Raw genomic sequence first — 21,524 nt, 5'->3', positions numbered from 1 at the left:
GTCAGTCACCCGTCGTGAAGGTCCACTGTTCGTGGATGCCGATGTGGTGCAGCAGTCGCCCGGCGCGCGCGGTGCGGGCCTCGGCGTCGGGGTCGGCGGGGTCGTAGAGGAGTCCCGCGATGTCCCCGCTGTGCGCTGCCTGGATGCCGAGGGCGCCGGTCTCCCGCGCGACGGCGCGCAGGCCGTCGAGGCGCGGGATGGGCAGGTGGCGCTGGTTGATGTCGGTGCTGGCGGAGGCGACCGCGCCGAGGAGGGCGGCGTCGCCGGTGCGGACGGCCTCGCGCAGCATCGCGTGGAGTTCGGCGAAGCGTGCCCGCTCCGTCCCGTCGTACGCGGCGGGCGGCAGCGCCAGCGTGTCGACGCCCCCGCCCCCGTCCTCGGGCCGCGAACCGAAGCCGAGCACCCGCACCGCCGGCATGCGGCGGCCGAAGTCCTCGATGACCTCGCCCTCGCGCTGGGCGAACAGCACCGTGCTCCCGTCGAACATCAGGGAGTCGGACGCCGTCTCGGCCCGTACCGCGATCCGCGCGATCTCCTCGCGGGACAACGGGCCCGCCAGGGCGTCCCGTACGGCCAGGACCGCGGCGAGCACGTCGCTCGTGGACGAGCCGAAGCCGCGCCGGAGCGGGACGTCGCCGGACAGTTCGAGGTGCCCGCCGACGGGCGCCCGCCCGGGCGGTACACAGGCCTCGACGGCGAGCCGCGCGGCGCGCAGCGCCTTGGTCTTCCGGGCCGGGGAGACGGTCAGCTCGCCGCCACGGGCCGGGACGAAGGAGGCGCGGGTGGTGTGGACGGTGCAGGGCAGGGTGACCAGGCCCCGGGTCGGCCGCCCCTGGTGCGGAAAGACTCCCTGGAGGATCTCGCCGTGATGCACCGGGGCCGTGGCGACGCCGACCCGGCCCACCCCGTCCTCGGCCTCCACCCCGTCCTCGGCCTCCACCCCGTCCTCGGCCTCCACCCCGTCCTCGGCCTCCGCCTCGAACCTGACCGCGCCGCTCACCGGGCCCGGCCGATCGTGTCGCCGCTCCCGGAGGCCGCGCTGCCGACGTCCGCCGACGCCGCCGTGCGGACGTCCTCCGGTACCACCGTGCGGACGTCCTCCGACACGGCCGTGCGCACGTCCTCCGATGCCGCCGTACGCACGTCCACCGACTCAGCCGTACGCACGTCCACCGACTCAGCCGTACGCACGTCCTCCGATGCCGCCGTGCGGACCGCTTCCGTGAGCGGCAGGGCGGCGCCCTCGCGGAACGCGACCGTGTACGCGGAGTCGCCGAGGCCCGCCCGGGCGGCGGAGGCGATGCGGTCCACGTCGGCCCGTTCGGCCTCGGGGAGGGGTGCGCCGGCGCTCCGGCGAGCGGCGTCGGCCGCGCCGAGGAGGAGCGCGGCCCGGGTGAGGCCGGGGGTGGCGCCCGTGGCAGCGGCGGCGCCCGCGGTCCCTTCGAAGGAGAGCGCGAGGGCGCGCGGCTCGGCGAGTTCCCTGGCGAGGGCGAGGCCGTGTGCCTGGTATGCGGCGGCCCGTTCGGCCTGGCCCCGGAGTTCGGCGGTGAAGCCGAGCTCCACATGGATCAGGTGCTTTCCGGCGGTGGACGACGGGTAGCGGTCGCGCATCGTCCGCAGATGGTGCTCGGCGGCGTCGAGGTCGCCCGATCGGCGCGCGCCGAGGGCGAGGCCCATGAGCGCGAACACCTCGCCGAACAGGTGGCCCTGCTCGGCGGCCGCGCGCCGGGCCCGCTCGTGCAGGACGCGGGCCTCCTCCCACTCGCCGGCGAGCAGCGCGAGCCGGCCGAGGCCGCCGAGGCGGGCGGAGGCCTCCGCGGCGAGACCCAGGTCTTCGGCGAGTCGCAGTCCTTCGGTCTGCCGGGCGGTGGCGGCGGCGTAGTCGCCCTCGATCTCGGCGAGCGCGGCGAGGACGGGAACCGTCTGCAACTCGCCCCATCGGTCGCCGAGTTCACGGAACGCCTGCGCTCCGCCGACGCCTTCGTCGCGCGCGGTGCGCAGGTCGCCCTCGGCGAACGCGGTGTGTGCCCGCAGCGCCCGCGCGGCGGCGACTCCCCACGGGTCGGCGGCTGCGGTGAACCGTTCGAGGGCGCGGGCGTTGACGCGCTCCGCCGCGGCCGGGTCGCCCGCGTGGTACAGGCCGTACGCGAACAGCCAGAGCGCGCGGCCACGGCGTACGGGGTCGGCGGTCTCCGCTTCGGGGCAGTCCGTGTCCGGCGCGCGCCCACCGGTCATCATGACGAACGCCCCGTGCAGTAGACGGAGTTCGGCGGAGCGATCGTCGGAGGCGACCTCCAGGACGGCGTCGAGCGTACGTCGGGCCTCGTGCAGGCGGCCCCGCATCAGCCACCACGGGCACAGTGCCGTGGCCAGCCGCTCGACGCTCGTGGGGTCGCCGGTGCGCAGGGCGTGGTCGAGGGCCGCGCGCGTGTTGGCGGACTCGGCGTCCAGCCGGGCGAGCGCGAGGTGCTGTCCGGGACCGCGCAGGTGGGCTTCGGCGCGCTCGACGAGGTCGCGGTGGTGGTGGACGTGGCGGGCCGCCGTGCCCTCCCACTCCCCCGCCTCGTGGAGCCGGTCGCGGGCGTAGACGGCGACCGATTCGAGAAGCCGGTAGCGCGGTCCGCCGGGGGCCTCGACCGTCATGACGAGGGAGCGGTCGACCAGGCGGCCGACCAGGTCGAGGACCTCCTCGCGGGCGATGCCGTCGCCCGCGCACACCGTCTCCGCCGCCTCCAGCGCGCAGCTTCCGGCGGGGACGGCCAGTCGGCGCAGCACCGCCCGTTCCGACGGGTCGAGCAGGTCCCAGCTCCAGTCGATGACCGCCCGCAGGGTCTGCTGCCGGGCCGGCAGCCCCCGCTGCCCCGACGCGAGGATCCGGAACCGGTCGCCGAGGCGCGCGGCCAACTCCCGTACTCCTACGGCTCGTACCCGTGTCGCGGCGAGTTCCAGAGCGAGGGGAAGCCCGTCGAGTCGGCGGCATATCTCCGCTATGGCGTCCCGGGCCGTCCCGCGCCCGTCCTCTTGCCCGCCCCTGTCCCGTTCCCCGTCCTCGGCCTCGGGTGCGAAGCCGGGCGCCGCCGCCGCGGCCCGTTCGGTGAAGAGCCGGGCGGCGGCATCGGGTCCGAGGGGATCGACCGCGTACACCGCCTCGCCGGGCAGCCGCAGGGACTCCCGGCTCGTGGCGAGCACGCGCAGCCCCGGCGCGGTGTGCAGGAGCGACGCGACCAGCTCGGCGGCCGGTTCGATCACGTGCTCGCAGTTGTCGAGGACGAGCAGGCCCTCGCGCTCCCTCAGCGCCGCGAGCAGGGTCTCCGACGGGCCGGCCGCGCCGCGTCCCGGGGACGCGGCGTCGCGAACGCCGAGCGCTTCGGCCACCGTCCGGACGAGACCGTCGGTCACCGCCGTCCCGGCGGGCAGCCCGCCGAACTCGACGAACCACACGCCGTCGGGCGTCCGGTCGTCCGGGTCGTCCGCGACCCGTTCGGCGACGGCCAGGGCGAGCCGGGTCTTGCCCACCCCGCCCGGCCCGGTCAGCGTCACCAGCCGCTCGACAGCGAGGAGCCGGCCGGCCCGTTCCACGTCCTCCTCCCGCCCGACCAGCGCCGTCGCCGGAACGGGCAGATTCCGGCGCCGAGAGCCGATGCCGGACGGAGCGGAGGCGTACGCGTCCCGGGCGTACGCCTCCGGGGCCGGCGCGGCTTCCGGCGTCGGGCGGGGCCGCTCCGGGCTCGTACGGCCCGCGTCCGCGTCCGTGTCCGGACTCCGGTCCGCGGTAACGGCCGAGGAGCCTCCGACGGGGACGGCCCCAGGGGGCTCGGCGAGCGGGTGCAGCCCCGGGTCCTGCCGCAGGATGGCCTCGTACAGGGCCGCGAGTGCGGGGCTCGGGTCGAGGCCCAGTTCGTCGGCGAGCAGGGTGCGGAGTTCGGTGTACGCGGCGACCGCCTCGCTCTGCCGTCCGGCGGCGTACAGGGCCCGCATCCGCAGGGCGCGCAGCCGCTCGCGCAGCGGGTGGCGGGCGACGAGCCCGGCCGTCTCGCCGAGCAGGGCGGGGTCGCCGAACTCCAGCCGTGCCTCGGCCTGTTCCTCGACGACGGTGAGCCGCTCCTCGGCCAGGCGCCGGGCCGCCGGGCGTACGAACTCCTCGTCGGCGAAGTCCGCGTAGGCGGGCCCGCGCCACAGCTCCAGGGCCTCCGCGAACAGGGACGCCCTGGCGCGCGGTGCGGTGAGGAGGCGGGCCCGGGCCGCGAGGGCGCGGAAGTGCTCCGCGTCGACCTCGGCCTCGCCGTCGTCGATGCGCAGCCGGTATCCGGCCGGCTGGTGGGAGACGCGGTCCCGTCCGATGACGCGGCGCAGCTGGGAGACCTTGGCCTGGAGCGCGTTGGCCGGGTTGCCCGGGGCCGCGTCCCCCCAGATGTCGTGCACGAGGCGGTCCGTCGACACCGGGCGTCCCTCGTGCGCGAGGAGGTCGGCGAGGAGCGCCCGCACCTTGGTCTCCGGCACCCGCAGCGGTGCGCCGTCGGCGTCCCACACCGCCACCGGACCGAGCACCCCGAACCTCATGGCAGGAACCCTACACACCCATGATCATCCCGCCCCCGGTGGACCGTCAGCGGACCGTCAGCGTTCCCGAAGCGGCCTGCGCGACATTCGGTTCAGCGGGGCTCGCCGCCCCGAACAGGAGCAAGGACGAGGGAGCACGTCAATGAGCACGGCTATGAGCACGGCAATGATCCCGACCACTGACACGACAGGCACCACCCCCGTGGGCCACGAGGCCTCCCCGCTGTTCCAGCCGACCCGCCTCGGCGCGCTGCGGCTGAAGAACCGGCTGGTCATGGCTCCGATGACGCGGAACCGGGCGGGGGCGACCGGTGTTCCGGAACCGATCATGGCCACGTACTACGCACAGCGCGCCTCGGCCGGGCTGATCATCGCGGAGGCCACGACGCCCAACGCGGTGGGTGCGACGTACCCCGACATTCCCGCGATCTACGACGACACCCACGTGGCCGGGTGGCGGCGGGTGACGGAGGCGGTGCGGGAGGCCGGCGGGCAGATGTTCCTCCAGTTGCAGCACGGCGGGAGGGTCGGCCACCCCGAGACCAGCGGCCTCCACCCGCTGGCCCCGTCACCGGTCCCGCTGCCGGGCACGGTCTTCACCCCCTCCGGGCACCAGGAGGCCGTGGTGCCACGGGAGATGACGGAGGCTCAGATCACCGCGACGGTCGCCGACTTCGCCGAGGCCGCGCGCCGGGCGGTGGAGGCCGGATTCGCCGGGGTCGAGGTGCACTCCGCCAACGGCTATCTGCTGCACCAGTTCCTGTCCAACGCCACCAACCGGCGCACCGACGGCTACGGCGGTTCCGTCGCGCACCGCATCCGCTTCACCGTGGAGGTCGTCCGCGCGGTCGCCGAGGCGATCGGCCCCGAGCGGGTCGGCGTGCGCATCGCCCCCGGCGTCACCGCCAACGGCATGGAGGAGGACGACGTCGAGGCGGTCTACCCGGCGCTCCTGGAGGCGCTGCGCGATCTGGGCCTCGCCTATCTGCACCTCGTGTTCGCCGACCCCGAGCAGCCGCTGTTCCGCACGCTCCGCGCGGCCTGGCCGGGCACGCTCATCGCGAACCCGGCCCTGCCCTGGCCCGGCCCCCTGCCCGCCGACGGCGGACGCGGCGCCGGCGAGCGCCTCCTGGCGGCCGGCGCGGACCTGGTCTCCCTCGGCCGCTCCTTCCTCGCCAATCCCGACCTGGTAGCCCGGATGCGGGCCGGCGCGGCCCTCAACCCGATCCGCGACGCCCATCTGATGTACGTGGGCGGCGAGACCGGCTACACCGACTACCCGACGCTCACCTGAAGCGCCCCTGCCGGGTCGGCGGCTGCACCCGCTTGAGATGGGCCCGCCACGGGCCGTCCGCCATCTCGAACTGCACCACGAGCGGCCCCTCGGGCAGCGGAACGGTCTCACGGCGCTTGCCGATCTCGTTGACCACGTTGTCGTCCTCGGGCAGGGCGGTGTGGTCGTCGTGCCCGTAGAGCTCGAAGACGTTCACGATGAGGTTCTCGACACCCCGGTAGTGGATGGCGAGGTCCGCCACGCCCCCCGTGTGCAACAGCACGTCGGGGCCGCGGAAGTCCACCTCCTCCTCGGTGAGGCGGCGGGCCGCCGCCAGCGGCGACACCTCCACCCGCCACGGCCCCTCCGCCTCCAGCCTCATCCGCAGGGTCCCGTTCTTGGGCACCGTGGCGAGCACCCGTCCCCGGAAGTCGTCCTCGGTGCTGTTGACGAGGTTGTCCGTCTCCTTGTTGCGCCAGTTGAGGATCGAGAGACCCGTGTACCCGTCGCCCTCGACGTCGAGCTGGACGACGACCGGACCCGGCGGGAGCCCGTCGACCGTGATCACGTCGTTGTCCCGGCCGGTCTGCGTGTACGGCTCGAAGACGGGCCCGTACGACCACCAGCCCGGCCCGCCCGGGACGGCGGGCCCCGCGGGCGGAACCTGCGCCCCGGGCATGCCCGCCGCGGGCACCGCCGGAGGCGCGAAGCCCTGCGCGGCCGGGGCCGCCGGCGGGACGAAGCCCGGCGTCTTCGAGGCCGCGAAGGCCGGGTCCTGCGGCGCACCGAAGCCGTGCGTGGGCGGCGGCCCGAAGACCGGCGGGGGCGCGAATCCCGGCGCGGGCGCGGGGGCGGGCGGAGGCGGCGGGGGTGTGAAACCGGGCTCGGGGGCCGGAGCGGCCGGGGGCGTGAAGCCCTGGGCGGGCGCGGGAGCCGGAGCAGGCGGAGGCGCGAAACCAGGCGCCGGAGCCGGAGCGGGCGGCGGCGCGAAACCAGGCGCGGGAGCCGGAGCGGGCGGCGGCGTGAAGCCCGACGTGGGCGGCGGGGCGGGCACGGGAGCCGGCACGGGAGCCGGCACCGGCGTGGGCCCCGGTCCCGTCGGGGGCGACACCGCCGGGACCGGGCCCGAGGACGCACCGGGCGTCGGCGACGGCGACGCGCCCGTGTCGGGCGCCGTACGGCCGGGGGCCGGGTCCGCCACGTCCACGCCGTGGTCGGTGGCGAGGCCGGCGAGGCCGTTCGCGTAGCCCTGGCCCACGGCCCGGAACTTCCAGCCGCCCGCGCGCCGGTACAGCTCGGCGATCACCATCGCCGTCTCTCCGGCGGCGTCCGTCACGTCGTAGCGCACGACGGACGTGCCGTCGGGTGCGAAGGCCTCGACCGCGAGACCGGCGACGTCGCCGAGGACACCGGTCTCGGTCGAGCCGATCACCAGGACGCGGGTGATCCGCTCCTCGACGGCCGGGAGGCCGACGTCCAGCCAGGCCGTCCCGCCGCCCGCCGCCGTGAGCCGTACGGCGCCCGACGGGTGCGCGGGCGCGCCGTGGAAGACGACGTCTCCGTCCCCCCGGACCACGCCGCCCTCGGTGAGCAGCAACGCCATCGCGTCCAGGCCGCCGTGTACGGCGATCCGCAGCGGCACGGTCGGCACGTAGCCGTTGCCGCCCTTGGTCATCTCCCCCATGACGTACCGGTCCTTCCCCTCGTGTTCCCACCCTCGTCGTTCACGGAACGATCTTGCAGCGGCGGGCGCGCGCGGACAAGGCCGCGCGAACGGCGAAGCCCGGCGGCCGGGGCGGTGCCGTACCGCCCCGGCCCCGGGTGCCGTGTCGTCGGGGACGGTCAGGCGTGGTGGTCGTCCTCGGGAACGCTGACCAGCCAGCGGGTGTCCTTGCGCGGGCGCAGGTAGAGGGCCCAGTAGAGCGTGGCGACCGTCGTGATGCCGCCGGTCCACAGCAGGTACTCGGTGTCCTGCATGGAGAGGACGTACGCCAGGACGCCGATGAGCAGCACCGGGACGGCCGGCCACAGCGGCATGCGCCACGCGGCGACCTCGCGGTGCGCGCCCCGGCGGCTGAACAGTGCCGCCACCGCGACGAGCAGGTACATGCCGGTGACGGAGACGCCGGTGACGCCGTAGAGGGTGTCGAGGTCGACGAAGCACAGGGCGGCGCCGGGGACGCCGACGAGCAGGGTGGCGACCCACGGCGAGCCGAACCGGCCCAGCCGCGACAGGGCGTGGTTGACGGGCTCGGGCCAGGCCTTGTCGCGGGCGGACGCGAACAGGACGCGGGAGTTCTGGATGACCATGACGATGCCGGCGTTCACGATGGCCAGGGCGACGCAGAGGCTGATGAAGGTGCCGACGGCGGAGCTGGACCAGGCGGCGATCATGCCGCTGATGTCGCCGCCGGTCAGGGTCTCCAGGTCGCCGGCGCCGAGGGTGATGGCCACGACGGGAACCAGGATCACGACGGTGGAGATGGCCAGGGTCGCGAGCACGGTGCGGGCCACACTCTTGCGCGGGTTCTCCAGTTCCTCGGAGAGGTAGACGGCCGTCGAGAAGCCCTGGGTGATGAAGAGGGCGATGGCGAGGCCGGAGACCACCATGGCGCCGGTGACGAGCGAGTGCGTGCCGCCCTCGCCTGCGACCTGGCCGTGGACGAGCGCGCCGACGCCGCGCTCCGAGTGGGCGAAGCCTAGGACGGCGACGATGCCGGCCGCGACGACTTCGAGGACGAGGAAGATGCCGGTGATCCAGGCGTTGGCACGCAGGTCCAGCAGGCCCGCGAGGGTGGCGAGGAGCATCACGCCGGCGCCGGCGAGCGGGGCCGGGACGTGGACCAGGGGCGCCAGGTAGTCGGCGGTTCCCATGGCGATCACCGGTGGCACGATCATCACGACGAGCAGCGACAGAACGAAGACGAGCCAGCCGGCCAGGCGGCCCGCGAGGGTGGAGACGATGGCGTACTCGCCGCCCGCGCTCGGGATCAGGGTGCCCAGCTCGGAGTAGCAGAACGCCACGCCGATACAGAGCAGCGAGCCGATGGCGATGGTCAGCGCGGCGAAGGTGCCGACCCCGCCGAACAGGTCCGGTACGACGACGAACAGGGTGGAGGCGGGTGTCACGCACGACAGCGTGAGCAGGGTGCCGCCCACGACACCGATGGAGCGCTTGAGCTTCTGCGGCACGGGGCCGGTCTGCGGGGCCAACGCGTGCGGCGCGCTGAGGGTGTCGGTCATCAGACGGTTCCGATCGATGGGCTAGGTGTGTGCGAGCGGGAGCGGTATCGCCTCCGAGGCGGCCGGTGAAAGAGTGGGTCCGTGGCTCCCGGGCTGAATGGAAGCGTGGGCAGAACCGCAGGTCAATGGCCTGCCGGCTGCGGAATTCGTTGCTCCTCCACGCCCGGGGGGAGCCTCGGGGCGCCAAGAACGCGTCAAGACGGCGAAATCGCTCCGTGCGGGAACCGCACCCCGCCCGCCTGGACTTTTCCCGTGCTTTACCGCCGGTGTCCGGCCTTCGGACACCCCGGCCGTGGCGACGCCGTACCTACCGACGCGTACGGCACCCCCGCCCTCTCGCGGCGGAGACCGGGCACCACGACGGGAGAGGACCACCCGCCTTCCCGGCGGAGACCGGCCACCACGACGGGAGAGGACCACCCGCCTTCCCGGCGGAGACCGCCACCACGACGGGAGGGACCGGCCGGTGTCGACGGTCCCCTCCCCCGGACGCTCAGGGGTGCGCCGGCCCGCCCTCGGGCAGCCAGGCGCGGGAGCCGTCGGCGCGCAGGCGCAGCAGCGGGGAGAGGCCGCCGGCGAGGCCGGTGGCGTATTCGGCGAGGACGGTCCCGCGGTTCTCGTCCGGCACCAGCAGGCGTCCGTCGCGCAGTACGGCCTGGGCCGCGAGGTGCTCCACGAGCGGTTCGGCGGCGGCGCGGTGGCTCGCGTCGCCCGTCCGCGCGGCGGCGTCGAGCAGGAACTCGGCGTTGCCCGCGAGCCCGTGGCAGGTGGCGGGCGAATCGGTCGCCCTGCCCGCCCGTACCGCGAGGGCGGCGCCGTCCACGAGGTCGCGCAGTGCCTTGCCGGTCCCGCCGGTGGCCGCCCAGAGCCTGACCAGGAAGGTCCCGGCAGCGGACGAGCCGCTGCGCCAGTGCCGCGCGAGTTCCGGCGAGTCGGCCAGGTGGCGTGCCCTGTTCCGGGGCGCCGGCGAGGCCGCGTACAAGGAGGTCGGGCCCGGTCTGCGGCGCGCGCTGGTGGGGCTCCTGGCGCAGGGCGCGAAGGACGAGGTGATCGCCCGGCGCCTGGGGATGTCCCTGCGCACCTGCCGCCGTCACATCGCCGAACTCCTGGAGGAGCTGGGGGCGGAGAGCCGTTTCCAGGGCGGGGCGCTCGCGGAGCGCGCGGGCTCGCCGGGGCGGACGTCACGGCGGACGTCTCCGCCGGCTGACGCCCGCTCCCTCCCGTCTCAGGAGGGGACCGTGGCGGCCGGCGGTGTCCAGCGGCGGGTGCGGGGCGGGCCGGACGGAACGCCGTAGTCCTTCCTGAGGTGTTCGGGGATGGCGTAGTGCATGACGCGGCCGCGGGTGAGGGAGGACAGTTCGAGGACGGTGGTGAGGTGGCCGAGGCGGTCCAGGGCCCAGGCGCCGAGCGGAGAGCGGTCCTCGATGCTCTCCAGGACGCCGAGGAGGTGGGGGACGGCCTTGACCACGGTGTCCCAGCGGGTGCGGGGCACCTCCAGCCAGTCGGCGCAGGTGTCCCCGACGAGGTAGCGGATGAGGGCCGAGACGACCGGGTCGAAGAGGGTGCCGGGCACGACCTCCTCGTACAGGTCGATCAGCTGCCGGGTCAGGTGGGCTCCCTCCGGCGACGGCCCCATGTGGCGGACCATGTAAAGGTCGAGGAACCGGCGTGCCTCGTCGAGGGACTCGGGCACGGCCTCCTGGTCGACTCCGAGCATCGCGCCGACGACGCGCCAGGCGTAGTAGTACGCCTCCGCCCCCTCCGTCGACATGTGGATGCCGAGGCGGTGCAGGCTGTCGAGGACGAGCATCGAGAAGAACATCTGCCCGCCGATCATGTCCTCCTGACAGATCGGCACCCCCAGCGAGGCGGTGTCCCAGCGGTTCTCGCGCTTGAGGTGGTGGCGGATGGAGGCGTGCAGCAGGCGGACCTTCTGCGCGGCGGGGATGAAGCGGCTGCCGGCCTCGAAGGCGTCGGGCTGCATCAGGTGGACGGTGAACTGGCCCGTCTCCGCCATGCGTTTGGACGGGTACTCGAGGCCGTGCGTCGCCGACAGCAGCTTCGCCACGTGCGGGACGACGTAGCAGGCGGGCATGGAGGCGAAGGAGAGGGCGGTGGAGATGTGCACGTTGTTGTCGATGAAGAACAGGCGGGCCTTCTCCATCTCGCCCCAGTCCACCCAGGCCGGCGGGGTGGCGGTGGCCTCCAGGTAGTCGCGGGCGACGTCGGGCAGGCCGTCCGGCAGCGGGGAGCCAGCGGTGGAGACGTACCGCATCAGGGTGTTGAACGTACCGACCTCGCCGCGTTCGAAGAGCGTGGCGACGGTGGCGTCGGCGAGTTCGTCGCCGGTCTGCCGCAGGGCGTCCATCGACGCCTCGGTGTGGATCATGGTGGGCTCCTTGGTCTCCGTCGTTCTCCGCCGTCCTCCGCCGCTCTCGGCCGCTCTCCGTCAGTGGCGGCGGACCGCGGCCGAGTGCGCCAGGGCGGTGAGCGCGGCGGTGGGGGCGGGCGGCAGGTTCAGCTCGTCGAGCGCGCGCAGGGCCTCGTCGACCCGCGCGGTGATCATGGCCTCGACGCGTTCGGGCGCCTTCAGGCGCCGCATCACCTCGCGTACGGCCTCCGGCGCGTCCCCGTCCGGATCGCTCCCGCCGAGCAGCTCGCGCAGCCGGTCGCGGTCCTCCTCTCCGGCGAGCCGCCAGGTCTCCGCGAGCAGGGCCGTCGGCCGGCGGCCGCGCACGTCGTCGGCGTCCGCCTTCCCGGTGGTCCCCTCGTCCCCGAACAGGCCCAACAGGTCGTCCCTCAGCTGGAAGGCCTCGCCCAGCGGGAGGCCGTACGCGGAGTACCCCTCGCGCAGTCGCCCGCCCGCACCGGCCAGGGCGCCGCCGATCAACAGCGGTTGTTCGACGGTGTACTTGGCGGTCTTGTAGCGGATCACCTTCAGCGAGGCCGCCGTGTCGGGGGCGGCTCCGGTGTGCAGGATCTCCAGGCACTCGCCCGCGATCAGGTCGCGGGCGAGCGCGGCCCAGAGCGGGCGGGCGCGGCCCAGGTAGGCGGCGGGCAGGCCGCTGGTGACGAACAGCTGCCCGGCGAGCGACATCAGCAGGTCACCGACGAGCATCGCGAGGGACCGCGCGCCCGCGGACACCCGCGGGTGGTGCGCGACGGCGTCGCGCAGCGCCACGTGCGCGGTGGGCCGGCCGTGGCGCAGTGGGCTGTCGTCGATCAGGTCGTCGTGGACGACCGCAGCGGCGTGCACGAGTTCCATGGACGCCGCCGCTCGCAGCAGCGCCTCGCTGTCCGGCTGCCCGACCGCTCGCCAGCCCCAGTGGCAGAACGCCGCCCGCAGCCGCTTGCCGTCCGCGACGGCGGTCTCCAGCTGCCCGGCCACCGGACCCAGCGCGGGGTCGACCTCCACCAGTCGGTCGGCCTCCTCGGCCGCGTACCGTCGCAGCACCTCGTCGACGCGTGCCTTGAAGGCCGCCGCGTCCCACCGCTCAGCCACCGTCGCCGGCCCGTCGGGCGATCGCGTGCCGGGCGAGGACCTCCAGGTGCGCCGGCGGCGGCGACGCGTACCGGTCGAGCACGAGCCGCCCGCGCGCCTCCAAGTCCCGCTCGGCGTCGGCCGCGACCTCGGCGGCGTCCGACCGTCTCAGCAGTCCCCGTACGATCCCGAGCCCCGAGCCCACCGCCTCCGCCGCCAGGTCGGCGAGACCCGCCGCCACCAGCACCACGCGCTCGTCCAGGCCCTCGCGGGATCCCGTTTCTCGCGTCACGCCCACTCCCCCCGCCCGCGGTCCGGCCGCGGTGTCGACACCACTGCCCTCCAGCGTCGCGGCGGATCGGCGGCGGGTGCGACGGAACTCACCAACGAGTGATCGACTCGTCGGCGTGTACGAGCGGCGGCACGCGCCGGGCTCGTTCGGCGCGACCAATTCGGAAGACCCTCTTGCCCGTTGGAACCTTCCTTCTAAGAATGCTCATGACAACCGAAGGATTTTCGGTTGCACGGTCCTCAGAGGGGAACCCCCACATGAACAAGCCTCTCGCCGGCGCCCTGCTCGCCCTGCTCCTGGCAGGCGCGACGGCGGCCCCCGCCGCGGCCTCCACACCCCAGGAGACGGTCGCGCAGGCCACTGCCCCCACGGCACAGACCCAGGCCCCCGCGGCGCAGGCCGCGGCCGCCGTCGACTTCGCGGGCACGGTCGCGCTCAGCAACTGCTCCGGCTCGCTCGTCCGCGCCCCCGGCTCCCTGCCGAGCGACCCCGCGCTCGTCCTCTCCAACGGCCACTGCCTGGAGACCGGCTTCCCCGCGGCCGGCGAGGTCATCAAGGACCAGCGGTCCAGCCGCTCGTTCTCCCTGCTCAACTCGGCCGGCACCAAGGTCGCGACGCTGCGGGCGAGCAAGATCGCGTACGCCACCATGACCGACACGGACATGTCGGTCTACCAGGTGACCAAGACCTACGCGCAGATCCAGAGCCAGTACGGCATCAGCCCGCTGACCCTCAACGACGCGCACCCGGTCCAGGGGACGTCGATCAAGGTGGTCTCGGGCTACTGGAAGCGGATCTACAGCTGCGACATAGACGGCTTCGCCTACCGCCTGAAGGAGGGCTCGTGGACCTGGAAGGACTCGGTCCGCTACACCTCCTCCTGCAACACCATCGGCGGCACCTCCGGCTCGCCGGTGATCGACACGGCCACCGGAAAGGTCGTCGCCGTCAACAACACGGGCAACGAGAGCGGTGAGAGCTGCACCGTGAACAACCCGTGCGAGGTCGACCAGAACGGCACCGTGACGGTCCGTCAGGGCATCAACTACGCCCAGCAGACCTACACGCTCGTCCCCTGCATCGGCCCCGGCAACGTGATCGACCTCAACCGCGCCGGCTGCCTGCTGCCCAAGCCGTGACACCACCGCCCCGCCGCCCCGCCGCCCGAGCGCGGCGGCCGGCGGGGCGGCCACCCACCCGATCCCCCGGTACGACCCACCTCATGGTGAGTACGCGTACTCATCACGAGCGCCTCCCCCGCGGCGAGACTGTGTCCACCAGCGAGAGAGGCCAGCGAACCATGCAGCAGACCCGACGCCCCCGACCGTTCCGTCCCTCGGCCGGCGAGACGTCCACCCGCCCCACCGCCCTCCCCGCGCTCATCGCCGGGTCCCTGGCGGCCGCCCTCCTCCTGACGGGCTGCACGGGCCAGGAGCGCGTCTGCGGCTCCGGCCGCTACCCGGTCAAGGCGGTCGGCAACACCGACGGCCAGGACTGTGTCGCCGACGGCCAGGAGCCCCCGGAGGGCTACGTCCGCTACCCCGCCGGCATGGTTCCCCAGCACGTCGGCGACAAGTGGGACCGCCACTGGGGCACGATCGTCGTGGACGCCGAGGGCCGCCCGACCCAGCCCTGACGCGCACCGGCAGGGGGTCCTCATCCGTCGGCCCCGGCCTCCGGCCGCACCGCCGGCCGCCCCCGGGGGTTGCCGTGCCGAGCAGGCCCGACGCCTCCCTAGCCGACGCTCCCCCGCGTGTCAGTCCGCAATCTTCCGGGGTCTCCCGGACCCCGTCGCGTTGCTACCGTCCAGGCCTGCCGGACGCACCGTCACGCACGCGACCTGGAGGTCTCGTTGAGCGCGCAGCACCCCACCCGCAGGAGCATCCTCAAGACCGCCGGAGGCCTGTCGGCCGCCATGGCCCTGGGCGCCGGAGGCGTCCTCGGGACGGCGGCCCCCGCGTCCGCCGCCGGCGACGGCTTCGGCCTGCGGATCGTCGACCGCAACGAGGCCGACCACCGCATGTGGTACTACCGGTTCCAGACGGACGCGATCGGCTGGAACCCCGGCGTCAACGTGCTCCTGCCCGACGACTACCACTGGAGCGGACGCAGGTACCCGGTGCTCTACCTGTTCCACGGCGGCGGGACCGACCAGGACTTCATCACCTTCGACCGCGAGGGCGTCCGCGACTGGACCGCGGGCAAGCCGATCATCGTCGTCATGCCCGACGGCGGGCACGCGGGCTGGTACTCCAACCCCGTGAGCTCCAACGTCGGCCCGCGGAACTGGGAGCACTTCCACATCGCGCAGCTGCTCCCCTGGGTCGAGGCGAACTTCCGCACGTACGCCGAGTACGACGGCCGTGCCGTGGCCGGCTTCTCGATGGGCGGCTTCGGCGCGCTGAAGTACGCCGCCAAGTACTACGGCCACTTCGCCTCGGTGAGCGCCCACTCCGGCCCCGCCAGCCTGCGCCGGGACAACGGCCTCGTCGGCCACTGGGCCAACGCCAGTTCGGCGGCCCTGGACCTGAACGGCGGCACGATCTACGGGGCTCCGTTCTGGGACGAGGCCCGGGTCAGCGCCGACAACCCGGTGCAGCGGATCGAGAGCTACCGCCACAAGCGCGTGTTCCTGGTGGCCGGCACCAGCCCGGACCCGATCAACTGGTTCGACACCGCCAACGAGACCCAGGTCCTCGCGGGTCAGCGCGAGTTCCGCTCGCTCCTGGGCAACGCGGGCATCCCGCACGAGTGGTACGAGCTGCCCGGCGGCCACTTCATCCGCCACGACATGATGCGGCGCGACATCGACGGCATCATCGGCCGGCTCCGCAAGGCGTGAGCCGTACGCCCGTCCGTCCCGTCCGTCCCGAGACGATCGAGGGGAGGAGCGTTCCGTGCTTCCCGGACTCTCCCGCCGCGTGCTGAGCCGCGTCCTCGCGGCTGCGGCCGCACTCCTGCCGGTACCGGTGGCCGCGACCCCGGCCACCGCCGGGCCCGCCGGGGCCACCGGCCCCGTCCTGGCATGCCCCACCGCGGGTTTCGTGAGCCAGCCGTTCCACGCGGGCCACAACGGCGTCGACATCGCCAACGACGTCGGGACGCCGATCCACGCGGTGGCCGACGGCGAGGTGACCATCTCCGGGTACACCGGCGACTACGGCCAGTGGATCCGCGTCCGCCACCCGGACGGGAGGACGTCCGAGTACGGGCACATGTCCCGGCGGGACGTCTCGGTCGGCGACCGCGTGACGGCCGGTCAGCAGATCGCCCTGATGGGCGCCGAGGGCAACTCGGACGGTCCTCACCTGCACCTGCGGATCTGGGGGGACCTGTCGTACTCGTACGGCATCGACCCCGAGGTCTACCTGGCGGAGGGCGGCGTGATCCTGCCCTGCGTCCCGGGCAGCGGTCCGCGGCCCGCGCCCCTGGTGTACCCGGCGGAGTCGGGGCGGGTGGTGTCGGCGCGGTCCGCGGACGGACGCCTGGAGGTGTTCTCCGCCGGCGCCGACGGCGTCCACCACGCCTGGCAGCGGGAGGCGAACCGCGACTGGTCGGAGTGGGAGGCGCTCGGCGGGCCCGGTGACGCCCAGCTGGCGATCGCGCCCGACGCGGACGGCCGCCTGGAGCTGTTCGCGATCGACGGGAACACCTTCCGGCACCGCTACCAGCTCTCCCCGTCGGGCGGCTGGTCCGGCTGGGAGGACTTCGGCGGCGGCGGTCACGACATCGCGGCCGGTGTGAACGCGGACGGCCGCATCGAGGTCTTCGCCTCGGGACCGGCCGGCGTGTTCCACCGGTACCAACTGGCCCCGAACGGCGGCTGGTCCGCGTGGGAGGCGACGGGCGGCGGGCCCGCCGCCGGCCGCATCGAGATGGAGAAGTCGCCCGACGGCCGTCTCGAGGTGTTCGCGCTCAACGGCAGCTCCTTCCAGCACCTGTACCAGACCGCACCGAACGGGGGCTGGTCCGCCTGGGGCGACTTCGGCGTCGGCGGTCACGACCTCACCGTCGACCACAACGCCGACGGCAGGATCGAGGTGTTCGCCTCGGGACCGATCGGGGTCTTCCACAAGTACCAGACCGGCCCGACGAGTTGGTCCGGATGGGAGGGGACCGGCGGCCCCGCGGACGCACAGCTCAGCAGCGAGCGCACGGCCGACGGCCGCGTCGAGGTCTTCGCCATGAACGGCCGGACGGCCGTGCACACCTGGCAGACCGGGGTGAACGCGCCCTACGGCGCGTGGGAACCCTTCGGCGGGGGCGGCACCGAGGTCACCGCCACCTCCAACGCCGACGGCAGGATCGAGGTCTTCGGCACCAACCCCACCGGTACGTACCACATCTGGCAGACCGGTTTCGCGGCCTGGTCCCCCTGGGGCTGGGTCAACGGCACCGCGGGCCCCGGCCTCGACTGACGGTTCCCCGGGCCCCCTGTCCTCGGCCCCGGCCACCTGCGCCCTCGCCCGCCACCCGCCGCCGGCCTCTCGGCCCCTCGGCCCCTCGGCCCCTCGGCCCCTGGAGTGATTCATGCTTCCGATCAGCAGAAGGAACCTGCTCCGGGGCGCCGCCGGCGCGGGCGCGCTCTCGATCACCGGAGCCGCCCGCGCCGCGACCGCGACCGCCGGCGCCGTCCCGCCGCCCCGATGGGTCGGCGCGGGCCCCTTCGCCCGCGTGTACGACCCGTCCACCGCCGCGGGACCGCGCTACCTCAACGACCACACGCTGATCAGGGCCCAGGGCCGCTGGCACCTGTTCGCGATCGTCGGGGACGCCGCGCCGCCCGGCGAGTCCCCGGACAGCACGGCGGAGATCTCCTTCGCCCACGCCTCGGCCCCGGCCCCGCACGGCCCCTGGACCACCCACGCCGACGCGCTGACCGTCGATCCCTCCTACTTCGGCGAGGAGCACCTCTGGGCGCCGCACGTCGTCGAGGCGGACGGCAGGTTCCTGATGTTCTACGCCGCGGGCGGCGCGAGCGGCGCCGCGATCAACCTGGCCACGTCGACCGACCTGTTCACCTGGACCCGCGAGCCGTCGGGGCCGCTGTTCCGGGGGCTCGCGGCCCGTGACCCCATGGTCCTGCGGGTCGGCGGCGAGTGGGTCATGTACTACACCGAGCTGTCGGGCGCGGGCGGCCACCACGTCGTGGCCTACCGCAGGTCCGCCGACCTGGTGCACTGGAGCGAGCCGGGCGTCGCGTTCACCGACGCGAGCACGGACGCGACCGTCTCGGTCACCGAGTCCCCGTACGTCGTCGAACGGGACGGCTGGTACTACCTGTTCATCGGGCCGCGCAACGGCTACGAGGGCACCGACGTCCTGGCCTCGCGCGACCCGTTCCGCTTCGACCTCACCGGCGCCGCGGGCCACGTCCCCGGTCACGCGGTGGAGGTGTTCGCCGACGGGGAGACCTGGTACGCCGGCGCCGCGGGCTGGTTCGAGCAGGGCCTGCACCTCGCCCCCCTCCAGTGGCGGGACACGCCACCGCCCTGGCAGAGCCCGGACAATCCGGTGGCGGGCCTCGACGTGGCGGGCCGGCTCACGGTGCTCGCGCTCGACGCCGGCGACCGCTCGATGCTGCGGCGCGTCCAACTGGCTCCGGACACGGACACCTGGTCGGAGTGGGAGACCTTCGGCGGGCCGGCCGGCGCGGTCCCCGTGCTGGGGCGGAACGCCGACGGCCGCCTGGAGGTGTTCTCGCTCGCGCCGGGCGGCGTCAACCTGCACCACCGCGTCCAGCGGCCGGACGGCGGCTGGTACGGCTGGGAGGAGTTCGGCGGTCCGGCCGGCGCGGCCCCCGCCGTGGCCCGCGACGCCGAAGGCCGGCTGGAGGTCTTCGCGTCGAGCCCCGGCGCCTCCTCCTTCGCCCGGCGGCGCCAGCGGTCGCCCGGCTCGACGGCCTGGGACGCGTGGGAGCCCGGCTTCGGCGGGGCCGCGGGGGCTCCGCCGGTGGTCGCGGCCAACGCGGACGGCCGGCTGGAGGTGTTCGTCCTGGCGGCCGGCGGCGCCGGGCTCCGCCACCGCTGGCAGGAGTCCCCCGGCGGCGCCTGGACCGGCGCGTGGCACGCCTTCGGCACGGCGGCCGGCGCCGCGCCCCGGGCGGCCCGGGACGGCAGCGGCCGGCTCACCGTCGCCGCGATCGGCCCGTCCGGCGTGGGGACGTTCGCCCGGCGGCAGAGCGTGCCGAGCGGCGGCTGGGACGGCTGGCAGCCGCTGTTCGACTGGAGCGCCGCCGCACCGGCGTTCGCCGCCAACGCGGACGGCCGCCTGGAGGCGTTCTCCCTCAGCCCCGGCGGCGCCCGGCTCGTGCACCGCTGGCAGAACTCGCCGGGCGGCGCCTGGGATCCCGTCACCGAGTTCGGCGAACCCGGCGTGCGGCTCACGGCCACGCCGTCGGCCGCGCTCGACTCCACCGGGCGGATCCACGTCTTCGCCGTCGCTCCCGGCGGCCTGGTACGGACGCGGGTGCAGGCGTGGCCCAGCGGCGGCTGGCGGCCGTGGACGGCCTTCGGCGACCGCGCGGTCGTCCCCGTGGTGTCGGGCAGTCCCGCACTCTGAGTGCCCGCGACGCGGCCCTCCGTACGGATCCCGCCACCTGCGGGGAGCGTGGGGCGGGTCCCGCCGCCCTCACGAACCTCCCCGGATCGCCCCTTACCGACCTCCGGGCATGGTGACCTTGCCCACCTTGCGTGAGGGCGGCCGTCCGTCCGCGGCCGCGGCCCGAGGGTGCGCGGCACCGGGTCACGGCCGCGGACTCGTTGGGGCCTCCTCCCCGAGCCACTCGCCCGGGGGCGGGGACGCGGGCCGCCGCAGAGGGCGGAAATCGACATCAAAGCGCCGCCCCCGCCCGGTGCCCGGGTGGCCTGGGTCACAGCCCGGTGCCACCCGTCGGCGGGCGCCGCCGCGGGCCCCGCGGAGGCGTTCCGCGCCCCTCGGCGGCGGCCCGTCGGCGACCCGCGGCGGCGCCCGCCCGAAGTGGCCGAAGCACGCCGGTGAACTCCCCTGACCGGTCAGTATCGTTCCTCGTCCGACAACCGCGACGGGACGAAGAGGGGGACGGACCGCGATGACGCCGCCGCGCGACGCCGGCGACACCACGGAGCACGACCGCGCGGACCTGCTCCCACCCGGCCACCGGGTGGGCGACTGGGCGGTCACGGAGCTGATCGGCGCCGGGGGCTGGTCCACGGTGTACGCGGCACGGCCGGTCGAGGCCGCTCGGAGCCGTCCTGCCCGGGACCGGGGCGACGACGTGGCGCTCAAGGTCATGCCGACCGCAGGGCTCGCGCCGCGCCAGGCGCGCAGGATCGTGGAGTCCGCCCGGCGCGAGGTCGAACTAGCGCGCAGGGCCGGGCATCCCCGGCTGATCGGCCTGCGGGAGTCCTTCGTCCTGTCCGCGCCGGACCGGCCCGCGGTGGACGGCGCGATCGTGCTGGTCATGGAGCGGGCTGCGGGCTCCCTGCGCGAACTCCTCGACGCGGGGGTGTCCGAGGGCGAGCGCGGCGGTCTGATCGCGGGGATCTGCGAGGGCCTCGCCCACCTCCACCGGTCGGGCTGGGTGCACGCCGATCTGAAGCCGGAGAACGTGCTGCTCGGCCGGGACGGTTCCGTGCGTCTCTCGGACTTCGGCCTCGCCACGGAGCTGACCGGGACGCACGGGTACGTGCCTCCGCTCGGCACCCTGGACTACCTGCCGCCCGAGCGCTGGCGGGCGCCGCTCGGGGAGCTCGGCGTGCAGGTCCGCCCGAGTGCCGACATCTGGGCCCTGGGTGTCGTCATCCACGAGGTGTTCGCCTCCGGTGCCTCGCCGTTCCCCGGTGCCACGCCACTGGCGCGGGGCGCCGCGGTGCAGGAGTACGGCGAGGGGCGCGCGCCGCTGCGCATGGACCTCGCGGTGCCGCCGTTCTGGCGTGCCCTGGCCGCCGACTGCCTGGCCCCGACGCACGCGGCGCGCGCCCCGCACACGGCCGAGAGCCTGCTCGCCCGCATCGCCGCGCACGAGGGGACGCGCGGCGCCCGGGTACGAGGGGCGCGGAGCCGGGCCCGGAACGCCGTGCTCGCCGGTGTGCTCTGCGCGGGCGTCGGCGCGACCCTGTGGTCGGACGCGGTACGGGAGGACGGGTTCGCGGACCCGGACCGTGCGGGCGCGACCGTCGGCACGGTCCGGGTGTTCAACGCGGAGCGGGGCTGCCAGGACCGGGCCGACCGGGACCCGCAGTGCAGTCTGGGCCTGGCGATCGATCCGCTGCGACCGTACGCGGCGGGCAACGTCGTACCGACCCGCGTGTGGCACGGCGACGACCTCACCACCGACTGCCGGCTGTTCGACGGCCAGCCCGTCATCGACGAGGAGGACCTCCAGTCCACCCTCTGGTTCCGCGTCCGTCTCCCGCACGGTTCGGCGTACCCCGCCGCCTGGCTCCCCGCCGTGCGCACGAAGGACCGGCCCGCGCTGCCGGGATGCCCGCGCCCCGCGTCCGCGCGCTGACGGCCCCCGGTGACCGGCATGCCGGTCACCGGGGGCCTCGCGGACCGGGGGACGGGCCCCGGCTAGTCGATCGCCGGGCCGGCGTCGTTCAGCCAGCCCCATGCCGACCAGGTGGAGAAGCCGGTCTGCCAGCGGTGGTGGACGCCGGCGTGGCTGGTGCCGAAGACCTCGATGCGGCCGTCGG

The 21,524-nt window shown here is 74.8% G+C and carries 15 protein-coding genes; 7 read left to right on the top strand and 8 right to left on the bottom strand.

The window, feature by feature from the left end:
* Position 1 precedes the first annotated feature (1 nt).
* Both OO54_RS25280 and OO54_RS25275 read right to left on the bottom strand, forming a co-directional pair.
* Positions 2-1,000 (bottom strand): GHMP family kinase ATP-binding protein, encoded by a 999-nt coding sequence (locus tag OO54_RS25280; protein ID WP_078905335.1) that lies wholly within the window; start codon positions 998-1,000, stop codon positions 2-4.
* Positions 997-4,560, bottom strand: coding sequence for an AfsR/SARP family transcriptional regulator (locus OO54_RS25275; RefSeq protein WP_234439498.1), 3,564 nt, complete (start codon positions 4,558-4,560; stop codon positions 997-999). Before OO54_RS25275 ends, OO54_RS25280 begins: the two co-directional genes overlap by 4 nt.
* Positions 4,561-4,726: 166 nt before the next feature.
* Here OO54_RS25275 and OO54_RS25270 point away from each other — a divergent pair, with 166 nt between their 5' ends.
* Positions 4,727-5,854 carry an alkene reductase gene (locus tag OO54_RS25270; RefSeq protein ID WP_051787169.1) on the top strand — a complete coding sequence of 376 codons (1,128 nt, stop codon included), beginning with the start codon at positions 4,727-4,729 and terminating at the stop codon, positions 5,852-5,854.
* Here OO54_RS25270 and OO54_RS48380 read toward each other — a convergent pair.
* The 6 genes from OO54_RS48380 to OO54_RS25235 form a co-directional block, all read right to left on the bottom strand.
* The gene (locus OO54_RS48380; protein WP_033206875.1) at positions 5,847-7,517 is read right to left on the bottom strand and encodes a TerD family protein; all 1,671 of its coding nucleotides are present in this window, start codon (positions 7,515-7,517) and stop codon (positions 5,847-5,849) included. The two genes, OO54_RS25270 and OO54_RS48380, sit on opposite strands and share 8 nt — an antisense overlap.
* A 158-nt stretch (positions 7,518-7,675) precedes the next feature.
* The gene (locus tag OO54_RS25260; RefSeq protein ID WP_033206873.1) at positions 7,676-9,076 is read right to left on the bottom strand and encodes an APC family permease; all 1,401 of its coding nucleotides are present in this window, start codon (positions 9,074-9,076) and stop codon (positions 7,676-7,678) included.
* Positions 9,077-9,569: 493 nt separating this feature from the next.
* Complete coding sequence (locus tag OO54_RS25255; protein WP_106970100.1) at positions 9,570-10,157, bottom strand: lanthionine synthetase LanC family protein; 588 nt, start codon at positions 10,155-10,157, stop codon at positions 9,570-9,572.
* A 144-nt stretch (positions 10,158-10,301) separates the two neighbouring features.
* Positions 10,302-11,465: an oxygenase MpaB family protein gene (locus tag OO54_RS25245; RefSeq protein WP_033206870.1), complete on the bottom strand. Its 1,164-nt coding sequence runs from the start codon at positions 11,463-11,465 to the stop codon at positions 10,302-10,304.
* Between the two features lie 60 nt (positions 11,466-11,525).
* Complete coding sequence (locus tag OO54_RS25240; RefSeq protein WP_033206869.1) at positions 11,526-12,578, bottom strand: polyprenyl synthetase family protein; 1,053 nt, start codon at positions 12,576-12,578, stop codon at positions 11,526-11,528.
* Positions 12,571-12,849 carry a hypothetical protein gene (locus OO54_RS25235; protein WP_033206867.1) on the bottom strand — a complete coding sequence of 93 codons (279 nt, stop codon included), beginning with the start codon at positions 12,847-12,849 and terminating at the stop codon, positions 12,571-12,573. The genes OO54_RS25240 and OO54_RS25235 overlap by 8 nt, the downstream gene beginning before the upstream one ends.
* A gap of 257 nt (positions 12,850-13,106) precedes the next feature.
* Here OO54_RS25235 and OO54_RS25230 point away from each other — a divergent pair, with 257 nt between their 5' ends.
* The 6 genes from OO54_RS25230 to OO54_RS25205 all read left to right on the top strand — a co-directional run bounded on the left by OO54_RS25230 (position 13,107) and on the right by OO54_RS25205 (position 21,340).
* Positions 13,107-13,988 (top strand): S1 family peptidase, encoded by an 882-nt coding sequence (locus tag OO54_RS25230; RefSeq protein ID WP_033206866.1) that lies wholly within the window; start codon positions 13,107-13,109, stop codon positions 13,986-13,988.
* Positions 13,989-14,149: 161 nt separating this feature from the next.
* Complete coding sequence (locus OO54_RS25225) at positions 14,150-14,485, top strand: SCO0607 family lipoprotein (RefSeq protein WP_033206865.1); 336 nt, start codon at positions 14,150-14,152, stop codon at positions 14,483-14,485.
* A 216-nt stretch (positions 14,486-14,701) separates the two neighbouring features.
* On the top strand, positions 14,702-15,691 hold the full coding sequence (locus tag OO54_RS25220; RefSeq protein WP_033206863.1) for an alpha/beta hydrolase: 990 nt from the start codon (positions 14,702-14,704) through the stop codon (positions 15,689-15,691).
* 55 nt (positions 15,692-15,746) lie between these two features.
* Positions 15,747-17,267: a DUF8189 domain-containing protein gene (locus OO54_RS25215; protein ID WP_033206861.1), complete on the top strand. Its 1,521-nt coding sequence runs from the start codon at positions 15,747-15,749 to the stop codon at positions 17,265-17,267.
* A 112-nt stretch (positions 17,268-17,379) separates the two neighbouring features.
* Positions 17,380-19,410: a DUF8189 domain-containing protein gene (locus tag OO54_RS25210; protein ID WP_033206860.1), complete on the top strand. Its 2,031-nt coding sequence runs from the start codon at positions 17,380-17,382 to the stop codon at positions 19,408-19,410.
* 508 nt (positions 19,411-19,918) lie between these two features.
* A complete protein-coding gene (locus tag OO54_RS25205; protein ID WP_033206858.1) occupies positions 19,919-21,340 on the top strand; it encodes a serine/threonine-protein kinase in 1,422 nt (473 codons plus the stop codon).
* Positions 21,341-21,524: the final 184 nt, after the last annotated feature.

It is taken from the genome of Streptomyces wedmorensis (assembly GCF_000716445.1).
Taxonomy (GTDB): Bacteria; Actinomycetota; Actinomycetes; order Streptomycetales; family Streptomycetaceae; genus Streptomyces; species Streptomyces wedmorensis.
Note: the sequence above shows the minus strand (reverse complement) of the source record. Positions and strands in the feature narration are given on the sequence as shown.